Source organism: Pseudomonas sp. NFACC05-1 (assembly GCF_900100135.1).
Lineage (GTDB): Bacteria > Pseudomonadota > Gammaproteobacteria > Pseudomonadales > Pseudomonadaceae > Aquipseudomonas > Aquipseudomonas fluorescens_Q.
In genome coordinates this window covers 684,238-711,196 of the sequence record NZ_FMTR01000001.1, presented here as the reverse complement: position 1 = coordinate 711,196, position 26,959 = coordinate 684,238, and the positions used below count along the sequence as shown (strand labels likewise).

General features: G+C 62.1%; 28 protein-coding genes. 12 read left to right on the top strand and 16 right to left on the bottom strand.

The window, feature by feature from the left end:
- The first annotated feature begins 160 nt into the window (after positions 1–160).
- Positions 161–1,144: a zinc-dependent alcohol dehydrogenase family protein gene (locus BLO97_RS03045; RefSeq protein ID WP_092141734.1), complete on the top strand. Its 984-nt coding sequence runs from the start codon at positions 161–163 to the stop codon at positions 1,142–1,144.
- Here the strand turns inward: BLO97_RS03045 and BLO97_RS03040 are convergent.
- The gene (locus tag BLO97_RS03040) at positions 1,134–2,027 is read right to left on the bottom strand and encodes a universal stress protein (protein WP_092344857.1); all 894 of its coding nucleotides are present in this window, start codon (positions 2,025–2,027) and stop codon (positions 1,134–1,136) included. The two genes, BLO97_RS03045 and BLO97_RS03040, sit on opposite strands and share 11 nt — an antisense overlap.
- Before the next feature lie 246 nt (positions 2,028–2,273).
- On the opposite strand from BLO97_RS03040, the gene BLO97_RS03035 reads away from it, so the two are divergent.
- Positions 2,274–2,837 carry a GNAT family N-acetyltransferase gene (locus BLO97_RS03035; RefSeq protein WP_072347403.1) on the top strand — a complete coding sequence of 188 codons (564 nt, stop codon included), beginning with the start codon at positions 2,274–2,276 and terminating at the stop codon, positions 2,835–2,837.
- A 51-nt stretch (positions 2,838–2,888) separates the two neighbouring features.
- On the opposite strand, the gene BLO97_RS03030 is transcribed toward BLO97_RS03035, so the two are convergent.
- A complete protein-coding gene (locus BLO97_RS03030) occupies positions 2,889–3,800 on the bottom strand; it encodes a universal stress protein (protein WP_092344855.1) in 912 nt (303 codons plus the stop codon).
- Positions 3,801–3,900: 100 nt separating this feature from the next.
- Positions 3,901–5,151, bottom strand: a complete 1,251-nt coding sequence (locus BLO97_RS03025) for an MgtC/SapB family protein (RefSeq protein ID WP_092344853.1) — start codon at positions 5,149–5,151, stop codon at positions 3,901–3,903.
- A gap of 256 nt (positions 5,152–5,407) precedes the next feature.
- Between BLO97_RS03025 and BLO97_RS03020 the strand changes: the two genes are divergently transcribed.
- Genes BLO97_RS03020 through BLO97_RS03010 form a run of 3 tightly spaced genes read left to right on the top strand, consistent with a single transcriptional unit; the run spans position 5,408 to position 9,667 of the window.
- A complete protein-coding gene (locus tag BLO97_RS03020; RefSeq protein ID WP_092141745.1) occupies positions 5,408–6,331 on the top strand; it encodes a universal stress protein in 924 nt (307 codons plus the stop codon).
- A gap of 60 nt (positions 6,332–6,391) precedes the next feature.
- Complete coding sequence (locus tag BLO97_RS03015; RefSeq protein ID WP_092344851.1) at positions 6,392–9,139, top strand: cation-transporting P-type ATPase; 2,748 nt, start codon at positions 6,392–6,394, stop codon at positions 9,137–9,139.
- A gap of 42 nt (positions 9,140–9,181) precedes the next feature.
- Entirely contained in the window at positions 9,182–9,667 is a 486-nt protein-coding gene (locus BLO97_RS03010) for a hypothetical protein (protein WP_063321570.1), read from the top strand.
- 92 nt (positions 9,668–9,759) lie between these two features.
- On the opposite strand, the gene BLO97_RS03005 is transcribed toward BLO97_RS03010, so the two are convergent.
- From BLO97_RS03005 to BLO97_RS02985, 6 genes are all read right to left on the bottom strand, one after another.
- On the bottom strand, positions 9,760–10,047 hold the full coding sequence (locus BLO97_RS03005; RefSeq protein WP_092344849.1) for a cyd operon YbgE family protein: 288 nt from the start codon (positions 10,045–10,047) through the stop codon (positions 9,760–9,762).
- Entirely contained in the window at positions 10,044–10,166 is a 123-nt protein-coding gene (gene cydX / locus BLO97_RS03000) for a cytochrome bd-I oxidase subunit CydX (protein ID WP_092165183.1), read from the bottom strand. Before cydX ends, BLO97_RS03005 begins: the two co-directional genes overlap by 4 nt.
- Positions 10,167–10,189: 23 nt before the next feature.
- Complete coding sequence (gene cydB / locus BLO97_RS02995; RefSeq protein ID WP_092221932.1) at positions 10,190–11,326, bottom strand: cytochrome d ubiquinol oxidase subunit II; 1,137 nt, start codon at positions 11,324–11,326, stop codon at positions 10,190–10,192.
- Positions 11,319–12,890 (bottom strand): cytochrome ubiquinol oxidase subunit I, encoded by a 1,572-nt coding sequence (locus BLO97_RS02990; protein WP_092141763.1) that lies wholly within the window; start codon positions 12,888–12,890, stop codon positions 11,319–11,321. Before BLO97_RS02990 ends, cydB begins: the two co-directional genes overlap by 8 nt.
- On the bottom strand, positions 12,887–13,063 hold the full coding sequence (cydP, locus tag BLO97_RS31545) for a cytochrome oxidase putative small subunit CydP (RefSeq protein WP_014338536.1): 177 nt from the start codon (positions 13,061–13,063) through the stop codon (positions 12,887–12,889). The genes BLO97_RS02990 and cydP overlap by 4 nt, the downstream gene beginning before the upstream one ends.
- 165 nt (positions 13,064–13,228) lie before the next feature.
- Entirely contained in the window at positions 13,229–14,551 is a 1,323-nt protein-coding gene (locus BLO97_RS02985) for a sigma-54 interaction domain-containing protein (protein WP_092344847.1), read from the bottom strand.
- 229 nt (positions 14,552–14,780) lie between these two features.
- On the opposite strand from BLO97_RS02985, the gene BLO97_RS02980 reads away from it, so the two are divergent.
- The 7 genes from BLO97_RS02980 to BLO97_RS02950 all read left to right on the top strand — a co-directional run bounded on the left by BLO97_RS02980 (position 14,781) and on the right by BLO97_RS02950 (position 20,497).
- Entirely contained in the window at positions 14,781–15,659 is an 879-nt protein-coding gene (locus BLO97_RS02980; RefSeq protein WP_092221928.1) for an MBL fold metallo-hydrolase, read from the top strand.
- 45 nt (positions 15,660–15,704) lie between these two features.
- Entirely contained in the window at positions 15,705–17,375 is a 1,671-nt protein-coding gene (locus tag BLO97_RS02975; protein WP_092344845.1) for a bifunctional protein tyrosine phosphatase family protein/NAD(P)/FAD-dependent oxidoreductase, read from the top strand.
- Positions 17,376–17,403: 28 nt separating this feature from the next.
- Entirely contained in the window at positions 17,404–18,207 is an 804-nt protein-coding gene (locus tag BLO97_RS02970) for a sulfite exporter TauE/SafE family protein (protein WP_092141775.1), read from the top strand.
- Positions 18,208–18,250: 43 nt separating this feature from the next.
- Positions 18,251–18,685 carry a YeeE/YedE family protein gene (locus tag BLO97_RS02965; RefSeq protein WP_092344843.1) on the top strand — a complete coding sequence of 145 codons (435 nt, stop codon included), beginning with the start codon at positions 18,251–18,253 and terminating at the stop codon, positions 18,683–18,685.
- A gap of 2 nt (positions 18,686–18,687) precedes the next feature.
- Positions 18,688–19,125 (top strand): DUF6691 family protein, encoded by a 438-nt coding sequence (locus BLO97_RS02960; protein WP_092141781.1) that lies wholly within the window; start codon positions 18,688–18,690, stop codon positions 19,123–19,125.
- Positions 19,122–19,310 carry a YgaP family membrane protein gene (locus tag BLO97_RS02955; protein ID WP_092141787.1) on the top strand — a complete coding sequence of 63 codons (189 nt, stop codon included), beginning with the start codon at positions 19,122–19,124 and terminating at the stop codon, positions 19,308–19,310. The genes BLO97_RS02960 and BLO97_RS02955 overlap by 4 nt, the downstream gene beginning before the upstream one ends.
- 95 nt (positions 19,311–19,405) lie before the next feature.
- The gene (locus tag BLO97_RS02950) at positions 19,406–20,497 is read left to right on the top strand and encodes an ArsO family NAD(P)H-dependent flavin-containing monooxygenase (protein ID WP_092344841.1); all 1,092 of its coding nucleotides are present in this window, start codon (positions 19,406–19,408) and stop codon (positions 20,495–20,497) included.
- Positions 20,498–20,542: 45 nt separating this feature from the next.
- Here the strand turns inward: BLO97_RS02950 and BLO97_RS02945 are convergent, their stop codons facing one another.
- From BLO97_RS02945 to BLO97_RS02915, 7 genes are read right to left on the bottom strand one after another with little or no spacing between them, the layout of a single operon-like run.
- Positions 20,543–21,910 (bottom strand): sensor histidine kinase, encoded by a 1,368-nt coding sequence (locus BLO97_RS02945; RefSeq protein ID WP_092141793.1) that lies wholly within the window; start codon positions 21,908–21,910, stop codon positions 20,543–20,545.
- Positions 21,907–22,569 carry a response regulator gene (locus tag BLO97_RS02940; protein ID WP_092344839.1) on the bottom strand — a complete coding sequence of 221 codons (663 nt, stop codon included), beginning with the start codon at positions 22,567–22,569 and terminating at the stop codon, positions 21,907–21,909. Before BLO97_RS02940 ends, BLO97_RS02945 begins: the two co-directional genes overlap by 4 nt.
- An 11-nt stretch (positions 22,570–22,580) precedes the next feature.
- Complete coding sequence (locus BLO97_RS02935) at positions 22,581–23,225, bottom strand: tetratricopeptide repeat protein (protein ID WP_057448105.1); 645 nt, start codon at positions 23,223–23,225, stop codon at positions 22,581–22,583.
- On the bottom strand, positions 23,222–24,031 hold the full coding sequence (locus BLO97_RS02930; RefSeq protein WP_063321580.1) for an SDR family oxidoreductase: 810 nt from the start codon (positions 24,029–24,031) through the stop codon (positions 23,222–23,224). The genes BLO97_RS02935 and BLO97_RS02930 overlap by 4 nt, the downstream gene beginning before the upstream one ends.
- Positions 24,018–24,692, bottom strand: a complete 675-nt coding sequence (locus BLO97_RS02925; protein WP_092221915.1) for an iron-containing redox enzyme family protein — start codon at positions 24,690–24,692, stop codon at positions 24,018–24,020. Before BLO97_RS02925 ends, BLO97_RS02930 begins: the two co-directional genes overlap by 14 nt.
- Positions 24,689–26,170 (bottom strand): AMP-binding protein, encoded by a 1,482-nt coding sequence (locus tag BLO97_RS02920; RefSeq protein ID WP_092221913.1) that lies wholly within the window; start codon positions 26,168–26,170, stop codon positions 24,689–24,691. Before BLO97_RS02920 ends, BLO97_RS02925 begins: the two co-directional genes overlap by 4 nt.
- A complete protein-coding gene (locus tag BLO97_RS02915) occupies positions 26,160–26,837 on the bottom strand; it encodes a thermostable hemolysin (protein WP_092141811.1) in 678 nt (225 codons plus the stop codon). Before BLO97_RS02915 ends, BLO97_RS02920 begins: the two co-directional genes overlap by 11 nt.
- Positions 26,838–26,959: the final 122 nt, after the last annotated feature.

Sequence of the window (26,959 nt, the reverse complement as noted above, 5' to 3'; positions counted from 1 at the left end):
GCAAAAACACAGGGTTGCCATGCCTGATTCTGGAACGCGGGAATAAGGGTGACTTGATTTACATCAGAACCAGGGACGCTAAGGTCATACAAGGTGATTGCTTGATGCCCTGGCGCCGCTCACTGGCATGGCGAGCGCCCGCTCACACAGGAGAATGCTCATGCGCGCCATGGTCCTGCACACGATTGGCCAGCCCTTGCAACTGGAAGAACGCCCTCAACCGACGCCGGCCGCCGGGCAACTGCTGATCAAGGTGCAAGCCTGCGGTGTGTGCCGCACCGACTTGCATCTGTTCGACGGTGAACTGCCCCAGGCTCGATTGCCTCGGGTGCCGGGCCACGAGATCGTCGGTGAGGTCACCGCCGTCGGCGCGCAGGTGGCCCCGGACTGGATCGGCCGACGGGTAGGCGTACCCTGGCTGGGGTGGACGTGTGGGGTGTGTGAGTTCTGCCGCTCGGGCCGGGAGAACCTCTGCGACCAGGCACTGTTCACTGGCTGCCAGTTGGACGGCGGCTATGCCGACTACACCGTCGCCGATGCGCGATTCTGCTTCCCCCTCCCCGATACGCTTGAGGCCGCCGAAGCCGCGCCTCTGCTGTGTGCAGGGCTGATCGGTTTCCGGGCCTTGCAGATGGCGCAAAACGCCCCTCACTTGGGCCTTTATGGCTTCGGCGCCGCTGCGCACCTGGCGATCCAGGTCGCCGTGGGCCGGGGCCAGCAAGTCTATGCCTTCACTCGGCCCGGTGACGACCTCGGCCAGGCCTATGCCCGTTCGCTGGGCGCGACCTGGGCCGGGGCATCGGATCAGCTCCCGCCACATCTGCTGGACGCCAGCCTGATCTTCGCCCCCGTCGGCGAACTGGTGCCACTGGCCTTGCAAGCCACCGCCAAAGGCGGTTGCGTGGTGTGCGCCGGCATTCACATGAGCGACATCCCTGCCTTCCCCTATCGCCTGTTGTGGCAGGAGCGCAGCGTGCGCTCAGTGGCCAATCTGACCCGCGCAGACGGCCTGGCGTTTTTCGAACAGATCCAGCGCACACCCGTGCATTGCAACGTGACCTGCTACCCATTGGTCCAAGCCAACCAAGCGCTGGAACACCTGAGGAGCGGACAGCTCAACGGGGCCATCGTACTCATCCCTTGACCGCCAGCACACTGCCCGGCACCGAGTACAAGGCACGTTCTGTCGTGCTGCCAATCAAACGCTCAAGACCGGCGCGGTGCACAGTGCCCATCACCACCACGTCGGCCTCGAATTCGTCGACGAATTCCTGGATAACCGGCACTGGCAGGCCAACGACGAAGTGCCGACGCTCCGCCGGTACGCCACAGCGCCCGGCCAGGCTGATAAACGCCGCATGCAGCGATTCGCGCAGGGCGTCGGCAAAGTCGTCATCCCAAGCCCCGGCCAGCAACGAGGCTTCGCCGTTGAAGGCCGGCGACAGGTCGCAGGCGTACAACAGATGAAGCGAGGCATCGCATTGCCGGGCCATCGCGGCAGCAGTCTGGACGATGTGCTCGTTCAAGGCATTGGCCTCGGGGTCCGAAGGGTCCACCGCCGCCACGACCCGGCGCGGCAAGCCGTGCACCGCCTGGTTGACCAGATGCACCGGCACCGGACAGTCGCGCAACAGATGACAGTCCAGCGGCGTTGCGAACACGCGCTTGAGCAAAGGTTCGAGGGCAACGTCCTTGATCAGCAGGTCAGGCTGGAACTGCTCGACATAGCGCAGGATGTCCAGCAACGGATGGAGCGTCCATACCACGTGAGTCGTCACATCCAGGCCTTCCTCCTTGAGCAGCGCCGCCTCCTCCACCATCCAGCGACGGTAGCGGTGCAGATAGCGCTGCACACTCGCTTCATCGATTTTTTCACCCCATAAGTGGGTGCGCGCCGGCGGTTGGACGAACGCGCACAAGTGCAGTGCGGCGCCGCTGGCCCGGGCCAGGGCACAGGCCCTGCGCATCGCTGCAGAGGGGTGCAGATCAGGTTCGACGATCAATAGCAGACGCTGGTATTGCCCCATCGCACACCTCCATCGGATTGCCCACACGAAATCCAGAACCTTGCACCGGCCTTTTCCGGAGCGATCTTCAGCGTGCGCCCATCAAGGCCCCGGACGGTTTGATCTGAATCAAAGGCCGGGCAATCGACGGGCGGATACGCAGGCACTGATCCAGATCAGAATCGATCGCCGTGGCGGGCGTAGAACAGTACCGAATGCGTAGCTTTTTATCGCACCGCACGTGCACATCCGAGGGAGGATCGCACCATGCTCACTGTCAAAGACCACAACGAACGCGCCGCTGCCCTGTATGCCAGCATCAGTGGCAAACACTGGATCCAGGCACTCAAGGACGGCCGGCATGTCTTGATCCGCCCGCTCAGGGAGCAGGATCGCCAGCGCGAATACGACTTCATCATGCGCCTGTCACCAGAGTCGCGGCACATGCGCTTCCTGGCGCAGATCAATGAGCCGGGCGCGGCGCTGCTCGATAACTTGATGGACGTCGACTGCAAGACGCGCATGGCCTACATCGCCCTGGTCCATGACAACGGCGAGTTGATCGAGATCGGTGTCAGCCGCTATTGCGCGACCCAGGAACACGAATGCGAGTGTGCGGTGACGGTCGCCGACCCTTGGCAACACCTGGGACTGGGGACGTTGTTGATGGAGCACCTGATCGACACCGCGCGTAAAAACGGCTATCGCCAGATGTACTCCGTCGATGCGGCCAGCAATGCGCCGATGCGGGACTTGGCCCATAGCCTGGGTTTTGAAACCCACAGCGATCCCGACGACACCCGGCAGGTCATCCACCGGCTCTACCTTTGATCCCGGACGCTGCGCGAGGCCTTGGCATGGCCTCGCGCCGCGTTGCGCCAATCACGCTTGCGGCTTGATCGCCAATACGCTGCAGGGCGCCCGTTGCAGCAGGAGCTCAGCGGTGGTGCCCAGGCGCTTGTCCAGGCCACGATGCGCCGTGGTGCCCATGACGATGACATCGATCTGGTGATCGATGGCGAACGTGCAAATGCTGTTCAGCGGCGCCCCTTCGATGAAGTGGCACTGCTGCGGTGCGACCCCGTGCCGCTCGGCCAGGGACTCGAACACCTCGTGCTGTGCCTGGCCCAACGCTTCATAGAGCCCGGTGGCCAGGGGCAGCGCACCAATGCCCATATCCGAGGCGTAGACAGCCGTCCAATCGAAGGCGTGCAGCAACTCGACCTGGGCGTTGCATTGTTCCGCCAGTTTGACCGCGGCGTCGACGATCCGGTCGTTGAACACCAGGTCCTGCTCCTCGCTGCGCAGCACATCGACAATCGCCAGGACCCGCCGAGGCCGCGGGTTACGAGAGTCCGTGACCAGATGCACCGGCACCGGACAGTCGCGCAGCAAGCGCCAGTCCAGGGGCGTGAAAAACACCCGTTTCATCGCCGGCTCCGGCTGCGCGTCCTTGATGATCAACGCCATCGGCATCTCCTTGACGTATTGCTGCAAGGCTTGGAAGGCATCCTTGCTCCAAACCACCTCGCAGGTCACCTCGACGCCGTGCCGGCGCGCCAGTTCGGCCTGCTGCCACAGCCAATGCCGATGGGTTTCCAGATAACCCTCACGCGCTTGCTTGACCTGTTCCGGGGCGAACAGACCGGCCACCGAGAGCAACTCCAGGTAGTCGAACGCCACCATATGCAGGGGCAGGTCCAGCGCCAGGGCCAACTCGGTGGTGCGGTCGAACGCCGGCGTACGGATCATGGCGTCAGGCGCCACTAGCAATAAACGTTGAGTCTGGGACATGGAACACCTCGGCACGTGGCGACAGCCACTTAAAGGATTGAGGGTTCCAGAATGAACGCCTGCCCGAGACAGGACTTGATCTTCATCAAACAGCCATCATTCAGGCTGACAAACTCGGGAGCAACAGCCCTGCCCACATCGCCAGCGTGACCAGCACCTGGCCGGGAATCACATACCCGGCGAACCTTCGCCCGCCACTGAGCCAGGCGACGACGCATTTGCTCAGGGAGTTGCTGCTCAGCGCCATCAGCACCGGTACGGCGACGCCGTCGAAGGGCAACAACCCGCCCTTGGCCAGGGAAGCGATGGAGGCTGTCGAAGCATGGGCGTCGAGCAACCCGCTGAAAATCGCGGTGACGGTCACCCCGGCCTGGCCAAACACATCGAGCATCGCCGACGAGAGGACGGTGATAGCGGCCATCGCCAGGACCATCGTCATCGCCAGTTTGAGGCTGAAGGCGCCGCTGTGCTTGATGGTTTCATCGGCCCGCGCCCTTGGCCGGGGAAACATCAGCACGCCGGCATAGAGCAATACCATCAGCATCCCGCACACCAACGGCCCCCACATCCATCGCAACAGCGCGGGGTCCACCGCCGCGAGGATCAGGCCCATTTGAGTCACCGTCGCCAGATTGGATAACATCGCCGCAGCGCTCACCACCTTGAGATTGATCGGCTCTTTGGCCGCGATACCGCCCATGGTCGCGACAGTCGCCGTGGCAGAAGCAAACCCCGAGGCAATCGCACTGAGGGCGTAGCCATAGCGGGTCCCCAGGGTTCGAACCGCGACATGCCCCAGCGCACCCACCGCCATCAGCATGACGGTGAGGGTGCACAGGTTGCGCAGGTTGATGGCGTCATAAGGCCCGAGGAATCGATCCGGTGCCAGCGGGAGCACGACCAGCGCGGCGATCAACAGCACCAGGCCATCGCGCATCTCGGTGGTCGTCAATTGGTTGCGGGCAAAGTGGTGCAACGCCTGGCGGCTGGCGAGCAGCCCGGCCATCACCACCCCAATCGAGGTCGCCAGGCCTGGGGCGCTCGCACAGAGCGCGCCCAATGCCAATACTGCGAACAAGGCCACCTCGCTGGTGATCCCCGGATCCTTGTCGAGGTTTCGCCAATAGGCCACGGTGACCAATGCGCCCAGGGCGAGCGTCATGCCCCCCAGCAACAAGGGACCGCCCGCCTGGACCGCCAGGTAGCCGAGCACGGACGTGATGGCGAAGGTACGCAGGCCGGCGAAGTCGCGCCGGTCGCCCTCGCCTTTGCGTCGTTCGCGCTCAAGCCCCACCAACAGGCCGATTCCCAGCGCGGCGGCGGCATTGGCGAAGGCCAGGGTTTCAGTCATGGTTCGGCTCTCTGGCACTGTCTGCGGTTGTCACTCAATCCAGAGGTCCGAGCCGGCTGCGCTCGTGCCCTGGGGCGACTGATCATGCTCAAACATAGCGCGATTGCCGCGCCGTTGCCGCCTTCGATGCAACGCTTTGAAGCGTGTTTGATGCAAATCAAGTTACCGGGCTCCATGACGCTCATGATCGATGACAGACACCACGCCGCGCGAAACGTCGCCCGGCGCCAACAGGTCCTTGCCCGGGAGGTTTGTCATGTCTACGCAATCACGATTGATGCTGGTCGTCTCGCCACTGATGGAACACAGCCCGGCGTTCGACCGGGCCGCCGCACTGGCCAGGGCCGAAGGCGCGGCGCTGCATATTGTCGCGTTTGACTACCTCGAAGGCCTGGCCACGGCGGGCCTGGTCAACGAGCAGGCGCTGGAGCAGATGCGCTTGGGCTACATCGAGCGCCATCGGCAGTGGCTGGAGGAACAGGCCAGGCCCCTGCGCAACCTCGGCATCGAAGTCACGACAGAAGTGACGTGGGTCGAGCGCCCCTTGCAGGAAATCCTGGTCCACCTCAAGGAAGCGCCGATGGCGGCGCTGATCAAGTCGGTGGACCCTGAGTCGTGGTTTTCCCGACTGATGTTCACGCCGCTGGACGTGCATCTGCTGCGCGAATGCGAGGTCCCGCTGCACTTCGTCAACAAGGTCGCCCACGCCCGCCCGCGCAAGATCCTGGCCGCCATCGACCCGTTCCATCAGGACGGACGCTACGAAGGCCTCAATGATCGGATCCTGAGCGAAGCCAACAAGCTGGCCACCCGCTGCGACGCGACGCTGGAAGTCATCTACGCCTATGACCTTTCGTCCATTACCGCCGCTGAATACGGTTTTGGCAACGGTTCGATGTTCTTCTCCTCGACCCTGGCCCGCCAGCTCTACGAGTCCCAGGGCGCCGCCTTCGATGCACTGGCCGAACGCAATGGCATCGCCGCGGACCAGCGACGCATGATCATGGGTGACCCGGCCAAGGTGCTGGCGAGCTACGCCGCGTCCCATGACATTGATGTCATCGTCATGGGGCGCGTGCGCTACGGCAGCCTGGACAAGCTGATCGGCAGCACCGTCGAAGGCCTGCTGTACAAGATGCCCTGCAGCCTGTGGGTGATAGCGCCGCAGCAGATGGGCTGAGGGCAGTCCTGTGCCGATGGCCTGTAGAACAACCGCTCCGTATCCACAGGAACGCGGCTGATGAACCGACCGAGCAACATACCAGCGGCGCACCCGACAACGCCCTCGCAGGGCCTGGCCTGGTACACGTTGCCCGCCGAACAGGTGCTCAAACACCTTGATGTCGATGAGCAAGCCGGGCTGGACATCGCCGAAGTCCAGGCCCGGCTTGAGCGTACGGGTTTCAACCGGTTGTCGGCGTCAGCCCGACGGCCAGCGTGGCGGCGATTTCTGCTGCAATTTCATAACATCCTGATTTATGTGCTGCTGGGTTGCGCTGCAATCACCGCTGCGCTGCAACACCTGTGGGACACGGTGGTCATTCTCGCTGTCGTGGTGGCCAATGCGATCATTGGCTATGTCCAGGAAGGCAAGGCCGAACAGGCCATGGACGCCATCCGCAACATGCTCGCGCCCCGGGCAACGGTGATACGTGCCGGCGAACGCCTGGGCATCGCAGGCGAGGAACTGGTGCCCGGCGATATCGTCTTGCTGGAGGCCGGCGACAAGGTCCCGGCGGATCTGCGCCTGCTGCATGCCAACCGGCTCCAGGTCCAGGAAGCCATCCTGACCGGAGAATCCGCACCGGCCGAAAAAAATACCGAACCGGTGCGCATCGAAGCGGCCCTGGGTGATCGTGCCTGCATGGCCTTCAGTGGCACCCTGGTGACCTGCGGACAAGCGACAGGGGTCGTTGTCGCCACCGCGACATCGACTGAAATCGGGCGCATCAGCAACCTGCTGTCAGCAGTGGAGCCGCTGACGACGCCCCTGATAAAGCAAATGGATGCCTTCGCCCGCTGGCTGACGCTATTGATTTTGCTGATCGCCGGTCTGCTACTCGCTTATGGCCACTTTGTCGGGCATTACGTCTTCACCGAGATATTCATGGTCGTGGTGGGCATGTCGGTCGCAGCCATACCCGAGGGATTGCCCGCCGTACTCACCATCACCCTGGCGGTGGGCGTGCGGGCGATGGCCCAGCGCAACGCCATCGTTCGGCGCCTGCCGGCCATCGAAACCCTGGGCTCGGTATCGGTCATCTGCACGGACAAGACCGGCACCCTCACCCGTAACGAGATGATGGTGGCATCCGTCGTCACCCGTGACCTGACCTTCACCGTCGACGGTGTCGGCTACCAGCCTTCGGGCAACATGAACCTTGCCGATCAATTGATCGACACCTCCCACCACCCGGTGCTGGCCGAACTGGGGCGCGCGACGAGCCTTTGCAATGACGCACGCTTGAGGCAGCACGAAGACACCTGGAAAGTCGAAGGGGACCCCATGGAGGGTGCATTGCTGGTGTTTTGCGCCAAGGCCGGCATCAACGGTGAAGAGGAACGCGGCACTTGGGCCCGCACCGATGCCATTCCGTTCGACGCCAAACACCGTTTCATGGCAACGCTGCATCACAACCATGACCGGCAAGCCGCCATTTATGTCAAAGGTGCGCCGGAGCAGATTCTGACCATGTGCACGCACCAGCGCAGCAACACGGGGGCAACGGACCCGCTCGATGCCGACTATTGGCACGCGCAGGCCAATGCCATCGCCCGCAAGGGCCAACGCGTGTTGGCGCTCGCCGTCCGGTCCGTCCCGCCCGAACACGCCATCCTGGAGTTTGCCGATGTGCAAGGGACACTGACCTTGCTTGGCCTGGTCGGGATGATCGACCCGCCCCGCCCGGAAACGATCCAGGCGATCAAGCAATGCCAGGCGGCCGGCATTGTCGTGAAGATGATCACAGGAGACCACGCCGGCACCGCCTGCGCCATCGGTGATCAGATCGGCCTGGACAACCCCGACAAGGTACTGACCGGCAGCGACCTGGACGCCATGAACGATGCCACCCTCAGGGAATCACTCAAGCAAGTGAACATCTTCGCGCGTACCAGCCCCGAACATAAGCTGCGGCTGGTGACGTTGCTGCAACTCAACGGCATGACCGTAGCCATGACCGGCGATGGCGTCAACGACGCGCCAGCGCTCAAACGCGCAGATGCCGGCATCGCCATGGGTTGCAAAGGCAGTGAAGCAGCCAAGGAAGCCGCGGACCTGGTACTGGCGGACGATAACTTCGCCTCCATCGTGGCCGCTGTGCGTGAAGGCCGGACGGTCTACGACAACATCAAGAAAGTGCTGAGCTGGACGTTACCCACCAACGCGGGCGAGACAATGACCCTGATTGTCGCGCTGCTGTTTGGCCTTACATTGCCAGTCACGGCGATACAGATCCTGTGGATCAACCTGATTACCGCCATCACGCTGGGTATCGCACTGGCGTTCGAACCAACCGAAGACAACACCATGCGCAGGCCACCGCGCTCACGACAGGAGCCGTTGATCAGCGGCGCATTGGTCTGGCATATGGTGCTCGTTTCCATTCTGTTCCTGTGCGGTGTCTACGGCATCTTTACCTATGCCCTGGACCGAGGCTACTCCGTCGAACTGGCCCGCACCCTGGCAGTGAACACCTTGGTCGTGATGGAAATTTTCCACCTGTTCTTTATCCGCAATCTCTACGGCACGTCACTGACCTGGAAGGGCCTTCGGGGTACGAAGGTTGTGTGGGCGACCGTCGCGGTAGTGACCGTCGCTCAATTCGCCATCACCTACGCGCCGCCGCTGCAAACCGTGTTCGCGACCCAAGCGGTGCCCTTCATGGATGGACTGCTGATCATCGCGGTGGGCATTGCGCTGTTCGCCATCATCGAAATTGAAAAACAGCTTCGACTGCGTTTAACCGAGTCCGATCGTCAACCGTGACGATCCCACTCCCCGCTCCACCAGCCTGCAAGGAACTGAATCATGAACGCATCCAGACTCGCCGCCCTCGCCCTGACCGCGGTGCTTTTCCCCACGCTGAGCTTTGCCCAGCAAGCCACCGACGCCGCCAAGGCGCCCCCGCCGTCAATGAGCGTTGAGCAATTCGACCAGCAGATGGCGACGGCCCAGGAAAACCTGAAAAAAATGCAGGAACAGATGGCCCAGATCCAGAACACCAGCGATCCGGCGCAACGCCAGAAGCTCATGCAAGATCACCAGGCCACGATGCGGCAAAGCATGCAGATGATGAATGGGATGATGGGGTGTTGCGGGGCAGGCATGATGGGCGGCCACATGAAGGGGAACGGCCCGATGATGGGCTGGAAACAAATGGGCAGCCACTATTCCCAGATGACGCCTGAGCAGATGAAGCAGCACCAGTACATGATGGACAGGTACATGGGCATGCAACAGATGATGATGGAGCAGATGATGCAACAACAGCAAATGAGCCCGCCAGCTCGCTAGGCCGGCCTTCAGGACTGCCCTACTCACCTGCCGCGTCGGCAGGTGAGTTTTCTTGATCACCGTCCGGCCATCGCCGGGCTTCTCATCAGGCTTCAGTGCAACAACTTCAACCCACCGGCAAGCGCAAGTGCCCCCAGGCAGGTCCAGCCTGAGAACATCCTTCGCCAGACAAGCCTGCGCGGAATGAACCCCACCCCTCTTACAAAGGCCACGCTCATGGCGATGAACAATGCCGTTGCCAGCGCATGGTCGGCTTTCCCATCCGTCGCCGTCATCAGTGGCGGGTAGATCGTACAGGCCAACATGATCGTCACCGCGACCGCCAGGCTCAGCCGATGCAGCCGTGACGAGGGTTGGACGTCAGCGACATTCGGCGTCATGGCTGCCCCTCGTCACGGTCGCTCATGGCTCGACCGGTCTCGTTCTCGCCCCACATCGCATTGAGTATCGCCAGCAGCAGTGCGAAACCGACTCCCAGCATCCAGGCGAAATACCACATATTGCTTCACTCCTCTGTCGACACTAGTACGCCGAATGCTCGTTGGCGTTGATCTGGGTGGCCGTGACCTTGCCGCGCATGACGCGATACGCCCAACCGGTATAGATCACGATCAACGGCATGAAGAACAACGTGGCCCAGAACATGATGGCCAGGCTCAGGTGACTGGAAACACTGTCCCACACGGTCAAACTGGCCGCTGGCATCGATGACGACGGCATGACAAAGGGGAACATCGATACCCCTGCCGTACCGATGACACCGACCACCGCAAGCGATGACGCAACGAACGCGCAAAGGGTACGGCGCCTCATCAGCAACAGCGCCGCACCGGCTGCGCCGGCCAGTCCAAGCGCGGGCAGCAGCCACAGCCAAGGATAGCGACCATAGTTGGCCATCCAGGCCCCCGCCTCCCTTACGACCGACTTGCCGAGAATGTCAGGCAACCCGGCGGTATCGACGAGCGACGTGATGCGATAGCCCTCGATCCATTGCAACCAGATACCCGCTGCGATGAACGAACACACCAGTACGATCGCAGCGCCTACCGCGCCTTTTATCGCCCGGGACTGGATGCTGCCCTCCGTGCGATGGGCCAGGTAGGTGCCCCCCTGCAGCGTAATCATGGCGCTGCTGACCAGGCCGGTCAGCAGCGCGAAAGGGTTGAGCAATTGCCAGAAGCTGCCGGTATAGGTTGACACCAGGTATTGATTGAAGTGAAACGGTACGCCCTGCAACAAGTTGCCAAACGCGATGCCGAACACCAGCGGCGGCACGGCCCCACCCACGAAAAGCCCCCAATCCCAGGTACTGCGCCACACCGGGTTATGGATCTTGCTGCGGTAGTCGAAACCCACCGGGCGGAAGAACAACGCCCAGAGCACCAGGATCATCGCCCAATAGAACCCGCTGAACGCCGTGGCATAGACCACCGGCCATGCGGCGAACAAAGCGCCGCCGGCCGTAATGAACCAGACCTGATTGCCATCCCAGTGCGGGCCCACGGTGTTGATCACGATGCGACGTTCCATGTCATTGCGACCGACAAACGGCAGCAGTGAGCCGACGCCCATGTCGTGGCCGTCCATGATGGCGAAACCTATGAGCAGGACGCCGACCAGCGCCCACCAGATGATCTTGAGCGTGAAGTAATCAAGCATGGTGAAGCTCCTTCAACTTGGCGTCGTGGACATAACGACCTGTACCGAGGCTGCCGGGGCCCTGGCGGGCGAACTTGACCATCAGGAACATTTCCACCGCCAGCAGCACCGTGTAGAAAACGACGAACCCAGCCAAAGAGCCATACAGGTTATCGACGCTGAGGGTGGAAACGCTCATGTGGGTCGGCAACACACCGTAGATGGTCCAGGGTTGGCGGCCGTACTCGGCGACGAACCAGCCCAATTCGCAGGCAAGCCATGGCGCAGGCAGCATCCAGAGCGCCCAGCGCAGCAGCCCGCGATGATGTGCGCCGCTGGATTTCAAGGTGCTCCAGAATGCCAGCCCGAAAAGCACGAGCATGGCAAAGCCCAGGCCGACCATGATCCGGAACCCCCAGAACATCGGGGTCACCCGCGGTACGGTATCGTTCACAGCCTTGTCGATGATGGCCGGCGTGGCCTGGTTGACATCCTCGACGTACTTTTTAAGCAGCAGGCCAAAGCCCAGATCGGCCTTGTACGCTTCGAAGGTATCGAACGCGGCCTTATCGGTGCGATCGGCGCGCAGCGCTTCAAGCGCATTGACGGCGGTAATGCCCCGCAGAATGCGCGCGCGGTTTTTCGCTTTGATGTCATGAATCCCTGGGATCTGCTTGCTGACCGAGCGCGTGCCGATCAAGCCCATCACCCACGGCACATCGAACTCCCAGTTATTCCTGGACTCGGCTTCATTAATGCTGGCCACCAGCGTCAGGCCCGCCGGTGCGGGTTTGGTTTCCCACATGGCCTCCATGGCCGCCAGCTTGGTTTGCTGCGCCTCGCCCACCGTATAACCCGACTCATCCCCCAGTACGATGACGCTCAGCACAGAGGCCAGGCCGAAGGCGGCCGCCACCCGGAAGCTGCGCTTGGCGAACTCGACATCACGCCCCTTGAGCAAGTACCAACTGGAAATCGACAACACAAACATCGAGCCGGTGACATAACCGGCAGACACCGTGTGGACAAACTTGGCCTGCGCCACCGGGTTGAAGACCACGGCCCAGAAATCCACCATCTCCATGCGCATGGTGATGTAACTGAATTGCGAGCCCACCGGGTTCTGCATCCAACCATTGGCGATCAGAATCCATAGCGCCGACAGGTTGGTACCGATGGCCATCAACAACGTGACCAGCAAATGATGTTCTTTCTTCAGGCGATCCCAACCGAAGAAAAATAAGCCGATCATGGTCGACTCAAGGAAGAACGCCATCAGACCCTCGATGGCCAGCGGGGCCCCGAAGATGTCCCCGACGTAGTGCGAGTAGTAGGCCCAGTTAGTGCCGAACTGAAACTCCAAGGTGATGCCGGTGGTCACGCCCAAGGCGAAGTTGATGCCGAACAATTTGCCCCAGAAGCGAGTCATGTCTTTCCAGATGACATTGCCTGTCATCACGTAGACGCTTTCCATGATGACCAGCAGCCACACCATCCCCACGGTGAGCGGTACAAATAGAAAGTGGTACAGCGCTGTGGCTGCGAATTGCAGCCGTGACAGATCCACCAGTTGTTCTGAGATCACTTGCTTGCCCCTTGAGCCGAGGTGGGTACGCCGAACCTGTCACTGATGGTGTTCGAGTCGACGCTGACGCGCGAATCCTTAATGAACAGCCACCACAGCACCGTCAGCACGACCAGTTTGATCAGCACGGCTGTGAGCAGATGGCGACGCAATCGTTTATCGGAAATAGTCATGGGACATGCTTTAGCACGGCGCATGCCAACGCCTGGATATATTTTTTATCTTTATAAAACAATTAGTTATTGAGAGAGCCGAAGCTCACTGCCTGGTTTGGCGAGAATAAAACCTGCCAAACTGCCAGGGGCTGGCAGTCATTGGCAGTCCAGGCTCGATGACGTTCAGGCCAGGCCTTGTTCTTTCAACCGCCTGTATAACGTGCGCTCACTCACGCCCAGGTGCCTGGCCAGTTCGCTGCGGGTGCCTTTGAAAGTGGCCACCAACTGTTCCAGGTCCCTGCTATTGCGGGCAGGCGTCAAGGCTGGGGCGGACAACGCCAAGGGGGGCGCGGGCAGATGCAAGGCGTGAATGACGCCGTCGTCGGCAAACAGTGCGGCTCTTTCCAGGACATTGCGCAGCTCGCGGATATTGCCCGGCCAGGCAAACCGCTGCAATTGCATCAGCGCCTCGGGATCGATGGTCAGCCGACGCTTACCGATCCCGGAACGTTGCAGGAATGAATCCACCAGCAAGCCGATGTCTTCAAGGCGATGCCGCAAGGGCGGTAAATGGATAGGGAAAACGCTGATGCGGTAGTACAAGTCCTGCCTGAACTCGCCCTTCTCCACCATCTTTTCCAAGGGCTTATGGGTCGCGGCCACCAGCCTGAAATCGGCGTGCTGGGTTTCTACACTGCCAACACGGCGATAGGTTCCAGACTCGATCAGTCGCAACAGTTTCACCTGCATGGCCAGGGGAACGTCGCCTATCTCATCGAGAAACAGCGTACCGCCCTGGGCCGTCTCCACCAGGCCCACCTTGCGCGTGGTCGCTCCGGTAAATGCCCCCTTTTCGTGGCCGAACAGCTCGCTCTCGAACAACGTTTCGGTCAAGCCGGAGCAATCCACCACGACAAAAGGCCCCGCGGCCCGCTCACTGGTTTCATGGACGGCGCGGGCAAACAGCTCCTTGCCTGTGCCGGACTCTCCCAGCAACAGCACCGGTAACATCGAGGGCGCTACCCGCTGCAGTTCCAACAGCGCCTGATTAAAGGCCGGTGAACTGCCCACCAGCCCCTCATTACTGGGCCGTGCCGAGGCGCTCCGCACCTGGGTAAGGCGCTCCACATAAGCAGTGATGACGCCGTGCTCATTGAGGATCGGGCGCAGTTCCACATCGACGTGTTCCGGCCCGCGCGGTGTGTGATGAATGTGCAAGACCCGATCCGGACTGCGCATCTCCCTGGCCTTTTTCATCGGGCAGTTCTCGCCGGCCTGGTCACAAGGCACATCGTAGTGGTGGGAAACCCGATAACACTTATGGCCAATGAACGGCTTGTCGGCGCTGCCGAACTGACGCAGGTAAGCCGTGTTCGCCGCCAGGATGTTGTAATCAGGATCGAGGACGATCATCGGCTGGGGCTCATGCTCCAGAAACGAGACCAGGGACTGCACCTGGTCTGCACGTGGAAGCGGGTCTTGGGTGGGCGGCAGGCGGTGTGTCATCGCGGCTCCAGTGAATTCATCCAGCACAGGTGGCACTGCCACTATGCCAACAAACACTGCCAATGGCAGTTAAATTGTCTGGGCATCGGCCCGCACCCTCGCGGACTCATGAAGTTAAATCAATAAAATCATTAGGTTAGCCTTTTAAAACGACCCAGCATCCACCTGGCAGCATTATTGCTCTGTCTGTTCTTCAAGCGGTTCGATGAGAGCCCAAAGGAGACCGTTCATGACCGTAAAACCGTACGTCGAAGGATTTTTCGATCCGGAGACCCACACTGTCAGCTATCTGGTGCTGGACAAAACGACGCGCCAGTGCGCCTTGATCGACAGCGTCCTGGATTTCGATCCCAAATCCGGCCGTACCACAACCACTTCGGCCGACAAGCTGATGGCCAGGGTGATCGAGCTGGAGGCGAAGGTCCAATGGATTCTTGAAACCCACGTCCATGCCGACCACCTCACCGCCGCCCCGTACCTGAAGGAAAAGCTCGGCGGCACGATAGGGATCGGCAGCCAGATTGCGACTGTACAAGAAGTCTTTGGCACGCTGTTCAACACCGGTGGGGAGATGCCCCGCGATGGCAGCCAGTTCGACCACCTGTTCGTCAATGACGAGTCGTTCACTATTGGAACGCTGCAATGCCATGCGCTTCACACGCCGGGCCACACCCCCGCCTGCATGACGTATGTCATCAGCGACGGCCAGGAAACGGCTGCATTCGTTGGCGACACCTTGTTCATGCCCGACTACGGCACCGCACGGTGTGACTTCCCCGGTGGCAACGCGCATACGTTGTTCCGGTCCATCAACAAGGTCTTGAGCCTGCCGGCCAACACCCTGCTCTACACCTGTCACGATTACCAACCCGGTGGCCGCGAGGTGCAGTTTTCCAGCACCGTCGCCGAGCAACGCGCCGACAATGTCCATGTCCGAAACGGCGTCAGCGAAGAAGCATTCGTGGCAATGCGCACCCAGCGCGATGCCTCGCTGGACATGCCGACGCTCATCCTGCCATCGGTCCAGGTCAACATGCGGGCCGGGCATTTCCCGGAGCCGGAATCGAACGGCACGTGCTACCTGAAAATCCCACTCAATCGGCTCTGAAGACCGGCCCCCCTTATAAGAAAAACCGTCATCACGGAGACAGTCATGGACATCCGCCACCTTGCGTCCGGCCTCTCGATCTCGGGGCAGATTCAACCCGAGCAAATGAGTGAGATCAAAACCAGCGGCTTTCGCGCCATCATCTGCAACCGCCCTGATGGTGAAGGCAGCGATCAACCTTTGTTTGCCGACATCCAGCGCGCGGCACAAGCGATGGGCATCGAGGCGCACTACCTTGCCGCAGAGTCCGGCAAGGTGACCGATGAGCAAGGCGTTGCCTTCGGCAAATTGTTCGAGTCCTTGCCCAAGCCAGTGTTGGCGTACTGCCGCTCCGGCATGCGTTCGACGACGATGTGGGCGCTGTCCCAGGCCGGCCAGCAGCCCTTGCCACAGATTGTCGAAGCCGCCAGGAAAGCCGGCTTCGACATGAAAGGCGTCATTCGCAGAATTGCCAATGAGGGACGCACGCCTGTTGGCGTGGCCGAGGCCCGACATGCCGTGGTGATTGTCGGCGGCGGCGCGGCGGGCATCGCCACAGCCTCGAGCCTGTTGGCCCGCGAGCCAGGCCTGGACATTGCCGTCATCGATCCGGCGGATGTGCATTATTACCAGCCCGGCTGGACCCTCGTCGGCGGTGGCGTGTTCGAGGCACAACAAACCGCCCATACGATGGGTGCGACCATTCCCCGGGGCGTGCATTGGATCAAAGCGGCTGTCGCGGCCTTCGAACCTGAGAACGACGCCATTATTCTCGATGGGTGCCGCGTGGTCCGCTACGAGCAGTTGATCGTATGCCCGGGCCTGAAACTGGACTGGCATGCCATTGAAGGCTTACCGCAGACACTGGGGCGCAACGGCGTCACCTCGAACTATCTGTACCACCTGGCCCCCTACACCTGGGAACAGGTGCAGCAACTGCGCAGCGGCCGGGCCATTTTCACGCAGCCCCCCATGCCGATCAAATGCGCCGGGGCCCCTCAAAAAGCGATGTACCTGTGCGCCGACCACTGGAAACGCCAAGGCGTACTGGGCGATATCGAGATCGACTTCTGCAGCGCCGGGGCTGTCCTGTTCGGTGTTCCCGACTACGTGCCGGCCTTGATGGAGTACGTCCGCGCCTATGAGATCGACCTGAATTTCGGCAGTACGCTGACCTCTGTCGATGGACCGGCACAAACGGCGACCTTCAGCTGCGTCAAGGCCGATGGCAGTACTCACCGGGTGACGCACGACTTCGATCTGCTGCATGTGGTGCCCCCTCAGGTCGCGCCGGATTTTATCCGCGTAAGCCCTCTGGCTGATGGGGCGGGCTGGATCGATGTCGATCCCGACAGCTTGCGGCATACAACCTGGGCGAATATTTACGCACTGGGCGATGCCACCAATACCAGCAACGCAAAAACCGCAGCGGCGGCGCGCAAGCAGGCGCCCGTGGTCGCCCATAATGTGCTGGCGGCCATGGGCAAGGCCAAGGGCAGCGCCCATTACGACGGCTACGGTTCTTGCCCGCTGACCGTGGAACGAGGCAAGGTCGTGCTCGCTGAATTCACCTACGGCGGCAAGCTTGCCCCCAGCTTCCCGTCCTGGCTGATCGACGGCACTCGGCCTTCGAGACTCGCCTGGCTACTTAAAGAGCGAATTCTTCCGCCGCTGTATTGGAAAGCCATGCTCAAGGGCCGTGAGTGGCTGGCGAAACCTGAACTGGCGGACCTATGAAATCGAACCTCTGCTCCAGGAGACCGAGATGATTGCAGTCCTGGTACTGGGCTTTGCGGTGGGCGTGATCCTGGCGCTGACCGGAGCCGGCGGCGGCATACTCGCCGTCCCGTTCCTGGTTTTTGGCGTGGGCTTGAGCATGGCCGAAGCCGGGCCCATTGGTTTGCTGGCGGTGGGCCTGGCTGCCACCCTGGGCGCCGTGATGGGCCTGCGCAATGGCATCGTGCGCTACAAGGCGGCGCTGTTGACGGCCAGTGCGGGGGTCATCTGCTCGCCGCTGGGCCTTTGGCTGGCGCAGCGCACGCCCAACCGTCCGTTGACGATCCTGTTTGCCTTGTTGCTGATGTACGTGGCGTTTCGGGCCTTGCAAAAATCACTGCCCGCTCGCGCCGGGGCAAAGGCATCCGCCGCGCGCAAACCGCCCCCCTGTGTCCTGGACGAAAACCGCGGCAAGCTGAACTGGACCGGCCCTTGCGCATGGGCGCTCACAGCGTCGGGCATGGTCGCCGGGGTGCTTTCCGGACTGCTCGGCGTGGGCGGTGGTTTCGTCATGGTTCCGGCGCTCCAGCGGTACACCAATTTGACCACGCAGTCGGTGCTCGCCACGTCACTGACCGTCATCGCTTTGGTCTCCATGTCGGGGGTGCTGGCGAGTTCGGCGATGGGCCACCTGCAATGGCCAATAGCGCTACCCTTTTCCATGGGGGCCATCGTCGGCATGCTCGGCGGGCGCCTGGTCGCCGCGAGGTTGCCGGAACCCCATCTGCAAAGAGGCTTCGCCCTGGTGTCCACGCTGGTAGCGGTCGCGCTGCTGGTAAAAGCACTGGGTTGAATCGCCTAGTGAAATATCAACGATTGTGCATCGGAGAACGCTGATGAATCTCGACTGGCTCAACTTCACGCCGTGGTCATCCCTGGCCGGCGGCATGCTGATTGGCCTGGCGGCCGGCCTGTTCGTGGTCGCCAACGGCCGGATCGCCGGCATCAGCGGGCTGATCGGCAGCCTGCTGCAGCGAGGCAGCGAAGGGGGGGGCGAAAAGGCCCTGTTTCTCCTGGGCCTGCTCGTCGCGCCGCTGGTATGGGGCGTGTTTGCCACCTTGCCGCCGATCGAGTTCCAGAACGGCTGGTTCGGCCTCACTGTCGCGGGCCTGTTGGTGGGTGTCGGCACTCGTTACGGTTCGGGCTGCACCAGTGGCCATGGCGTGTGTGGCCTGTCGCGCCTTTCACCGCGTTCGATGGTCGCCACGGCGTGTTTCATGCTCAGCGGTTTCGCCACGGTATTTGTCCTGCGTCACGTGATGGGGGTTTGAACATGCGCAAACTGACGGCATTCATCGCCGGCCTGCTCTTTGGTTTCGGGCTGCTCCTGGCGGGCATGGCCAACCCGAAAAAGGTGTTGGGTTTCCTGGACCTGGCCGGCACCTGGGATCCGTCCCTGGCGTTGGTGATGATCGGAGCGATTGGCACCGCCATCGTCCCCCTGGCTTGGGCACGCCAACAGACTCATTCGCTGCTGGGCAGCCCCATGCAGTTGCCGGTCAAGCGAGAACTGGACCCACGCCTGATCGGTGGCAGCCTGGTGTTCGGCATCGGCTGGGGCATTGCCGGCATCTGTCCTGGCCCCGCCGTGGCCATCCTGCTGACCGGACACTGGCAGGCCATTGTGTTCATGCTGGCCATGTTGGCGGGCATGTTGCTGTTCACCGTGCTGGAAACCCGGCGCGATCAATTGATCGGGAGATTGTCATGAAAGCCAACATTGGAACCATTGACCGGGGCGCACGTATTGCCGTGGGGCTTGTCCTTATAATTCTGGCCCTGACGGGCTCGATCGGCGCCTGGGGCTGGATTGGCCTGGTGCCACTGGCCACGGGTATCTTTCGCTTCTGTCCGCTCTATTCGTTATTGGGCATCAAGACCTGCAAACGTTGCTGAAGCGTACAACGGCCTTTCTCTTGGAGTGGCCATTGACGTTGCAAGCCCCTCTTGGAGCCTTGCAACGGGCTCCCTCAACCGAAGGATTCGCCGCCATGCCCTGCTCACAGCCCGAGACATTTGACGTAGTCATCATCGGCGGGGGCCAAGCAGCCTTGGCGGTGGCCTATTTCCTGCGGCGCACGCCTCTGTCGTTCGTCATCCTCGATGCCCAGGAGGGACCCGGTGGTGCCTGGCGGCATGGCTGGAACTCGCTGCGACTCTTTTCCCCGGCGACCTGGAGTTCGATCCCCGGCTGGATGATGCCCCCCTCACAGGATGGCTATCCGTCGCGAGACCATGTGGTCGACTACCTCACGCAGTATGAACAGCGCTATGGATTCCCCGTGGTGCGGCCGGTACAGGTCACCCGTGTGGAACCCACCGAAACGGGCTTGCGCGTATATGCCACGGACAAGCACTGGGATGCCCGGGTCGTGGTCAGCGCAACGGGCACCTGGAGCAACCCCTACATCCCTCGCTATCTTGATGCGGCCTTGTTCGCCGGCCAGCAACTGCATTCGGCGGACTATGTCGAGGCGGCCCCGTTCGCCGGCAAGAAAGTCCTGGTGGTGGGCGGCGGCAATTCAGGGGCACAGATTCTGGCCGAAGTGTCGAAAATCGCCGAGACCACTTGGGTCACCCCCGTCGAACCACTGTTCCTTCCTGACGAGGTCGATGGGCGCGTGTTGTTCGAGCGCGCCACCGAGCGCTGGAAGGCCCAGCAGGAAGGTCGCGTCATCGACCAACCCGTGGGAGGGTTGGGTGACATCGTCATGGTGCCGCCGGTGGTCGAGGCCCGTGAACGCAACGTCCTTCAGGCCGTCAGGCCTTTCGAGCGCTTTACCCGCAACGGCGTGATCTGGGCCGACGGCCGCGAATCAGCCGTGGACGTGGTGATCTGGTGCACCGGATTCAGGCCCGCCCTACAGCATCTGGATGCGCTGGGGTTGCTCAACAACGACGGCCGTGTGGAGGTCGAGGGCACCCGCTCGATACAAGAGCCCAGGCTGTGGCTGGTCGGCTACGGCGAGTGGACGGGGTCGGCTTCCGCCACCCTGATCGGCGTTACACGCACGGCACGCAGCACGGTTGGCGAGATAGTCGACTTTCTCGCCCGGCAATCCATGGCCGATGCGCCTGCTTGAAGCAACGCACGGGACCGGCCACCTGTCATGGCAGCGGAAAATCGCTTAGAAGCGCCCTATTTCCAAGGTCGCGCACAGCCCACCCTCGGTGCGATTCTCCAGGCGTATGTGCCCTCCCAGACGATCCGCGATGGTGCGTACGATCGTCAGCCCCAACCCCGCCCCTTGGTCATTGCCGCGGCTGTAGAACCGCTCGAAGAGCCGCTCACGCTCGGCCTCGTCGATACCCGGCCCCTGGTCTTCGACTGACAGCTCGTAGTGATCGCCCTTCCTGGCCAGGCGTACGGTGATCGTGCCGTTGGCCGGCGAAAAATTGGCCGCATTGGTCACCAGGTTGTTCAAGGCGATGTCGATGGCCACTGGGTCGATTCGAACCGGGCCGATGTCATCGCTGACATCCAGCACCGGCTCGAGCCCCTTGCTCAACAACCAGGGCGTCAGCTGAACCAGGCTCGCACGAACCGTGGCGGCCAGGTCGATGACCGCAGGCGTCGGCACACCTGCCTGCGGTTCGAGCCGCGCCATGGTGAGCAGCTGATTGACCAAACGCGTGGTGCGATCGACGCCAGCGATCAGGTGTTCCAGGGACTCGCGACGGCTTTGCTCGCTCCCCGCCTCCATCAGGTTCTGTGCATGCACCCGCAGCACGGCCAACGGCGTACGCATTTCATGGGCGGCGTCGGCAATGAAACGCCGCTCACGGCCCATCACCTCCTGGATCTGCGCCAAGACGCGGTTGAGGGCCGCCTGCATGGGCTCAAGCTCCGTAGGGAGCGGCATCATTTGCAGGGGTTCCAGTGAGCCGGGATGCCTGGCCCGCAACTTCGCCGCCATATCGACCAGGGGTTTGAGCCCCCAGCCGATGGCCAGCCAGATCACGGCCGCAAGCACCACGCTGCCGATCAGGTTGGGGACGACGGTGTGACGAACAATGCGGTCGACCAGGTCGGCACGCACGTCGTCACGCTCGCCCACCCAGATCTTCAAGCCGTATTGCGCGTCGTCGAGGACGAACGCCCGCCACTTACGGTTTTTCTGGTCCACGACCTCACTGAAGCCAGGCGCGCTCGGCGGTGAGGTGAACGACGGTGCGCTGGACGTATGCACCAACACCGAACCCTGTGAGTTCCAGACCTGGAAAGCGATCTTGCTTTCATAGGGATGACCGTCGACTTTGGGCGCTGCCTGCCCCAACGCCGAATTGAACGCCTGATACAGTTCGGCGTGCTCCTTGCTCGCCATCGGCATGCGCATCACGCCCTGCAATAGCCGGGCATTCTGCGCCAACTGGGCATCGTAGACCTCGGCGATTTCGTGGTTGCTGTCATGCAGGTTGAATACGGTGATGATCAACAAACCAAGGAACAGCAGGCCAAGAATCAACGTGAGGGTGCGACGCCGGATCGAACTCATCGACGCTCCTCCACCAGGTATCCGACCCCGCGAATGGTGCGGATCAGGTCGGTGGAGAATTTCTTGCGCAGGTGATGGATGTGCACTTCCAGCGTGTTGCTCTCGGCCTCCTCGCTCCAGCCGTAGAGCAGTTGCATCAGATGATCGCGAGTCATGACGCGACCCGGCGGCGAGAGCAGCTCATGGAGCAACTGATACTCCTTGGGCGTCAGGGCCACCGGCTTGCCTTGGTAACTGACTTGCTGGGTACCTGGGTTCAGGCTGATGCCGGCATGTTCGATCAACGCTTGGGCGCGGCCGGCGCTGCGGCGCAACAAGGCCCGTAGCCGGGCCTTGAGTTCCGCCAGATCGAAGGGCTTGACCAGATAATCGTCGGCCCCGGCGTCCAACCCGGCGATGCGATCCTCGGTGGCATCGCGGGCAGTGAGGATCAGCACCGGCAGGTTGGAGCCGCTGTCACGCAAGCGCCGCAACACTTGCAGGCCGTCCATGCGTGGCAGGCCCAGGTCGAGCACCGCTAGGTCGAATGTTTCACTGAGCAACGAATGCAAGGCGCTGCCGCCGTCCTGCACCCAGTCGACGGTATAACCTTCGCGACTCAAGGCCTGATGGATGCCCTCGCCCAGGGCCACGTCATCCTCGATCAGTAATAAACGCACATCCGCTCCTGTCAGTTCAGTTGCTTGTTCACATCCACCAGTAAAGCGTCGATCTCCTTGCGGCGCCCGGCATCAGCCGTTTCCCGACCCGGCCGCGGTGCTGCCTGCAAGGCTTTTTGCAACGCTGCCTTGGCTTCGCTATAGCGCTTCTGACGGTAGAGGTGATCGCCCCAAAAGTACAGGCTGTCGATGCCGTTCGGGTTGAGTTGCAACGCCTGCTGGAGCAATTGCTCGGCCTTGTCGGAGTCGCCGAAACCCAGGGGCCAGCCCGGCACCCGGTCGTAGAGCGCGCCGAGGCTGGTATAGGCCGAGCCTTGCAGGGCCTTGGGGTCCAGGGTCAGGGCTTTTTCCAGGTCGCCCTTGGCATCCTTGACCTTGCCCAGTGCACCGATCCCACCCTTGGCACCGGCCCAACTGCTGTTGACGATGCCAGACCAGATCCACGCTTCGGCCACCGACTGGCGCTCCTGCTTGAACGCCGATGCCTGGACGGCGAGTTTTTCGAACGCATCGGCACGTTGGCCTTCGGGCACTTCATATTGAATATGGGCCCAACTCTGCTGGATGTCGCTGAGACGTTGCTGGTCGGCCGCCTCCAACGCCCAGACGCTTTGGCTCAGGGTGCCGATCAACAGGCAAGCGAGGATTTTTTTCATGGCTTGAGATGCTCGTTTTCGGGTTTGTGACTGAGACGGCGCACCAGTGGCAATTGCTTGCGCAGACCACGGTCCACCAGGTTGGGCAGCAGGCTGTTGAGGCCGACGAAAAAGCGTTCGGGCCAGCCCAGATACAACTCGCGTCGGTCGCCGATAATCGCGTGGATCACCGCCGCCGCCACGGTTTGCGGGTCGTCGACGTTGGCCTTGAGGGCTTGGTTGAGCGCATCGGCCGCCGGGCTGTTCATCGAGGTACGGGTGGCCCGGGGCGCTACGTAGAGCACGCCGACACGGGTATCGGCCAACTCCCGGCGCAAGGCTTCGGAAAAACCGCGCAAGGCAAACTTGCTGGCGCAGTAGCTGGCATAGCCCGGGTAGCCGATTGATCCATAGGTCGAGCCAACGTTGACCACCATCGCACTGTCAGCCTGCTTGAGCAGTGGCAAGAGCAGTTTGGTCAGGCAAATCGGCGCGCTGATGTTCAGCGCCAGCATGGCGTTGATCTCGCTGTCGTCGAGTTGTTCGAGCATGGCGAAGTGGTTCACGCCGGCGGCATTGATCAGCAGGTTGATACCGCCCAGAGCCTCGGCGGCGACCAGTACTTTGCGCCGGTCGACGAGAAAGGTCAGGTCGGCTTCGACCCAGCTCAAGTGCTGCGGATAACGCTCCAGCAACGGCTGCAAGGCTTCGTGATGCCTGGCCACGGCCAGCACCCGCGCACCACTGGCGCACAAGGCGGCGGCGATGGCCTGGCCGATTCCGCCGCTGGCGCCGGTCAGCACGACACGCGCATCACACAGGCGCATGTTCATGCTCCCCGTCACGTGGCAGGCCGCGGAACATGTCGGTGTACAACCGGTACACCACCTTGGAGGCATGGATCACCGCAGCCTGGTCCGCCGGATCCTCCAGCCGGTTCATCAAGCCGCGATAGGTCTGCATATGCTCGATGTCGAGCGAACCATGGGAGCTGAGGTAGCTGAACGCCGTGGGTGGCAATTCCAGGCGCTGACGGATGCTGTCGGCGGCGTGGGTCGCCAGAGCGATACTGGTGCCTTCCAGCACATTGACCATGCCGAACAGGCCCACCGGGTTGCCTCGGGCGATCAAGTCGTAGAGGTAACTGACCATCAGCTCAATGGGCAACGACGGCTGACCGTTGCGCACCGCTTCCTTATCGCCACCGCACACGGCAATGTCATCCAGCACCCATTGCTCGTGGCCGTACTCTTCGTCGATGTATTCACACACGGCCTTGCGCAGCCATTCCAAATGCGCTGGCAGGCGCGCCCCGCAAGCCATCATCAGCGGTACGGTGTGGCGCACGTGGTAATACGCCTGGATCAGGAAACCCCGGTAACTGGCGAGGCTGACCTGGCCGTCGAGGGCGTCGCGGATGATCGGCAGATTGAACAGCGCCTGGCGCTCTTGCTGGGTGGCTTCTTGCAACGTGTCAAAAAAACTCATGTTGGGGATTCCTCGGACAAGACAGATGAAGTGAGCTGCGCGCGGTAATGCTCGACGATGGCTTCCCGGCGTGGCCGGCCATTGGCGGTGAGCATGCCGTTGGCAGCGCTGAAGGGTTGGTCCAGGCGCGTCCAGCGATGGACCCGCGCGTAGTCGGGCAGCGTGTCGTTGGCCTTGGCCACGGCCAGCTCCAGCGTTTGATCCGTGCAGTCGGCCCGGGCGGGCCAGAGCAGTGCATGGTTGTGCGGCATGGCTTCGCCATAGACAAAGGCCTGGGCAATGTCACCGCCCTGGGTGAGTTCGGCTTCAACCCATTCGGGGTTCACGTTGCGACCGAAACTGGTCACGAACTGATGCTTCTTGCGACCGCGCAGGTAAAGGAAACCGTCTTCGTCGAACTCACCCAGGTCGCCGCTGGGCCACCATTCGCTGGCGTGCGGTGGCTCACCCAGGTAACCGAGCAGCGTCGAGCCCTTGATCAGGACTTCGCCGTCCTCGGCCAAGCGGATCTCCACATGGGGCAGCGGCTGGCCGACACTGCCGGCGCGATGAGCCTGTGGCCGATTGAGGCAGACCACCGAGGCGCATTCCGACAGCCCATAGCCTTCAAACACCGGCAGGCCAACACGCTGGGCCCGCTGCAACAAATCGTGGGACACCCGTGCCCCGCCAACGGCGGCGAATCGCACGATGTGCGGGTTGAACATCTTTTGTTCGGCAGCCATGACCAACATCAGCAGCAGTTGCGGAACCAGGATCAGGCTCTGCGCCCGACGCTCGGCCAGGCATCCCAGCAGCCGGGTCGGGTCGACCCCACTGGCGCCCTGGATGCCGAGGGTTTTCTGGCTGGGCAGGCTCAGCATGGCGCCGGCATACAACGCCGCGTAGCAGCCAAGGTTTTCCAGCAAAATCGCCAGGGGCAGTAACGCCAGGTGATGCCTGGCCTCGACCGGTTGGCTGGCCTGCTCCAGTTCGCGGGCCACCCGCAACAGGCTGTCGGCGCTCAGGCAGACGCCCTTCGGCGTGCCGGTGGTGCCAGAGGTGAACGTCAGCTTGGCGGTGCCTGCCGGCAGACGGCTCGGTCCGTCGAAGTGCCGTCGCCAGAACTCGCCACTGTGCTGGTATCCGGCAGCTTGCAGTTGCGCTTCGAATGCGGGCTCGGCAATCACTCGCTCGGCCTGGCTCTGCTCCAGGCAGTGCCGACGTTGAGCCTGGCTGAAAAACCCGGGCAGGATGACGCAGGTCAGCCCTTCGAACAGGGCGGCAAGGTCCCAGAGCATCGCTTCGATGCCGTTATCCAGAGCCAGGGCGACAACACTGATGTGTTCATCGCGCAAGCGTTGCTGGCGGTACACCACTTCGGAATAAAGTGTCGCGTAGTCGAGCTGCGAGCCGTCGCCCCACAGTGCCACGGCATGGCCCCTGCGCTCGGCATGACCACGCAGAGTGCGCTTGAAGCGTTCCATTTCAGGCGACATGGCTGGTTTCTCCGAGGTCCGTCGGCAGTCCCAGGCGATTGAACACGCCGGTATTGCGCAGATGAATGAAACCGGCGCGGATGTTTCCAACGTGAACCCACGGCTGGCTCTCGTAGTAGCGGCCCCAGAGATGACGGTCTTCGCCGAGGCGCTGCGGGTCTGCCGGGCACAGCGTCACAGGCTTGAGGCCCAGGCGATGGAAGCTGTTGACCAGGCCGATGTTGCCAGTGAACGCAACCCACTCCAGGCCGCCCATGGCCAACAGATAAGTGATGGCTATGATGCTCAGCCGAGCGCTGCCCGTGTCGCTGGCGGCCAGGTTGCCAACCTCGACGATGCCAGCGCGGTCCACCGCGCGATCGGCGGCGGCGCTGATCAAGGGCTCGATGAGGCTATCCAGATAATGTTCGAGGAACAGCGGCCCCTGGGCGGCCCGGCGCACGCCAGCGGCTGCGCAGAGCGTGCCATGGACATCGTCGAGCCCGAACAGCTCCGGCATGAAGTGACGAATATCGGCACCGTGGACCTGGCGAAAACGCTGCTGGATGAACGCCTCGAACTCAGCTCGCCGGGCTTGTCCCGGCAAGGCCCGGTGCAAGTGCCGAACCGGCGGGCCGGCATCACCGAAGGCCAGCGGCAGGCGGATGTTCCAGTCGAAATCGGGCATGGGTCAACGTTCTCCCTCGGGCTATTGGGAGAAAGTATCGAGGCCGTTTCTTAACGAAGTCTGAAGGTGGCAAATTTTCGCTCGATCGAGAGACAGTGCGGTCAAAACCCGACTGCCCCTGA

Bases quoted from the DNA above. Each gene is read 5' to 3' on its own strand.
- BLO97_RS03030 (WP_092344855.1), bottom strand. From the start codon at position 3,800: ATGTCCCAGACTCAACGTTTATTGCTAGTGGCGCCTGACGCCATGATC.
- cydX (WP_092165183.1), bottom strand. From the start codon at position 10,166: ATGTGGTATTTCGCCTGGATGCTGGGAGTCGGTTTCGCACTGCTGCTG.
- BLO97_RS03040 (WP_092344857.1), bottom strand. From the start codon at position 2,027: ATGGGGCAATACCAGCGTCTGCTATTGATCGTCGAACCTGATCTGCAC.
- BLO97_RS03045 (WP_092141734.1), top strand. From the start codon at position 161: ATGCGCGCCATGGTCCTGCACACGATTGGCCAGCCCTTGCAACTGGAA.
- cydB (WP_092221932.1), bottom strand. From the start codon at position 11,326: ATGCTTGATTACTTCACGCTCAAGATCATCTGGTGGGCGCTGGTCGGC.
- BLO97_RS02920 (WP_092221913.1), bottom strand. From the start codon at position 26,170: ATGTCGCCTGAAATGGAACGCTTCAAGCGCACTCTGCGTGGTCATGCC.
- BLO97_RS03025 (WP_092344853.1), bottom strand. From the start codon at position 5,151: ATGACTGAAACCCTGGCCTTCGCCAATGCCGCCGCCGCGCTGGGAATC.
- BLO97_RS03020 (WP_092141745.1), top strand. From the start codon at position 5,408: ATGTCTACGCAATCACGATTGATGCTGGTCGTCTCGCCACTGATGGAA.
- BLO97_RS02950 (WP_092344841.1), top strand. From the start codon at position 19,406: ATGCCCTGCTCACAGCCCGAGACATTTGACGTAGTCATCATCGGCGGG.
- BLO97_RS02970 (WP_092141775.1), top strand. From the start codon at position 17,404: ATGATTGCAGTCCTGGTACTGGGCTTTGCGGTGGGCGTGATCCTGGCG.
- BLO97_RS02960 (WP_092141781.1), top strand. From the start codon at position 18,688: ATGCGCAAACTGACGGCATTCATCGCCGGCCTGCTCTTTGGTTTCGGG.
- cydP (WP_014338536.1), bottom strand. From the start codon at position 13,063: ATGACTATTTCCGATAAACGATTGCGTCGCCATCTGCTCACAGCCGTG.
- BLO97_RS02930 (WP_063321580.1), bottom strand. From the start codon at position 24,031: ATGCGCCTGTGTGATGCGCGTGTCGTGCTGACCGGCGCCAGCGGCGGA.
- BLO97_RS02955 (WP_092141787.1), top strand. From the start codon at position 19,122: ATGAAAGCCAACATTGGAACCATTGACCGGGGCGCACGTATTGCCGTG.
- BLO97_RS02965 (WP_092344843.1), top strand. From the start codon at position 18,251: ATGAATCTCGACTGGCTCAACTTCACGCCGTGGTCATCCCTGGCCGGC.
- BLO97_RS03035 (WP_072347403.1), top strand. From the start codon at position 2,274: ATGCTCACTGTCAAAGACCACAACGAACGCGCCGCTGCCCTGTATGCC.
- BLO97_RS03010 (WP_063321570.1), top strand. From the start codon at position 9,182: ATGAACGCATCCAGACTCGCCGCCCTCGCCCTGACCGCGGTGCTTTTC.
- BLO97_RS02975 (WP_092344845.1), top strand. From the start codon at position 15,705: ATGGACATCCGCCACCTTGCGTCCGGCCTCTCGATCTCGGGGCAGATT.
- BLO97_RS02925 (WP_092221915.1), bottom strand. From the start codon at position 24,692: ATGAGTTTTTTTGACACGTTGCAAGAAGCCACCCAGCAAGAGCGCCAG.
- BLO97_RS02945 (WP_092141793.1), bottom strand. From the start codon at position 21,910: ATGAGTTCGATCCGGCGTCGCACCCTCACGTTGATTCTTGGCCTGCTG.
- BLO97_RS02935 (WP_057448105.1), bottom strand. From the start codon at position 23,225: ATGAAAAAAATCCTCGCTTGCCTGTTGATCGGCACCCTGAGCCAAAGC.
- BLO97_RS02985 (WP_092344847.1), bottom strand. From the start codon at position 14,551: ATGACACACCGCCTGCCGCCCACCCAAGACCCGCTTCCACGTGCAGAC.
- BLO97_RS02915 (WP_092141811.1), bottom strand. From the start codon at position 26,837: ATGCCCGATTTCGACTGGAACATCCGCCTGCCGCTGGCCTTCGGTGAT.
- BLO97_RS02980 (WP_092221928.1), top strand. From the start codon at position 14,781: ATGACCGTAAAACCGTACGTCGAAGGATTTTTCGATCCGGAGACCCAC.
- BLO97_RS03005 (WP_092344849.1), bottom strand. From the start codon at position 10,047: ATGACGCCGAATGTCGCTGACGTCCAACCCTCGTCACGGCTGCATCGG.
- BLO97_RS03015 (WP_092344851.1), top strand. From the start codon at position 6,392: ATGAACCGACCGAGCAACATACCAGCGGCGCACCCGACAACGCCCTCG.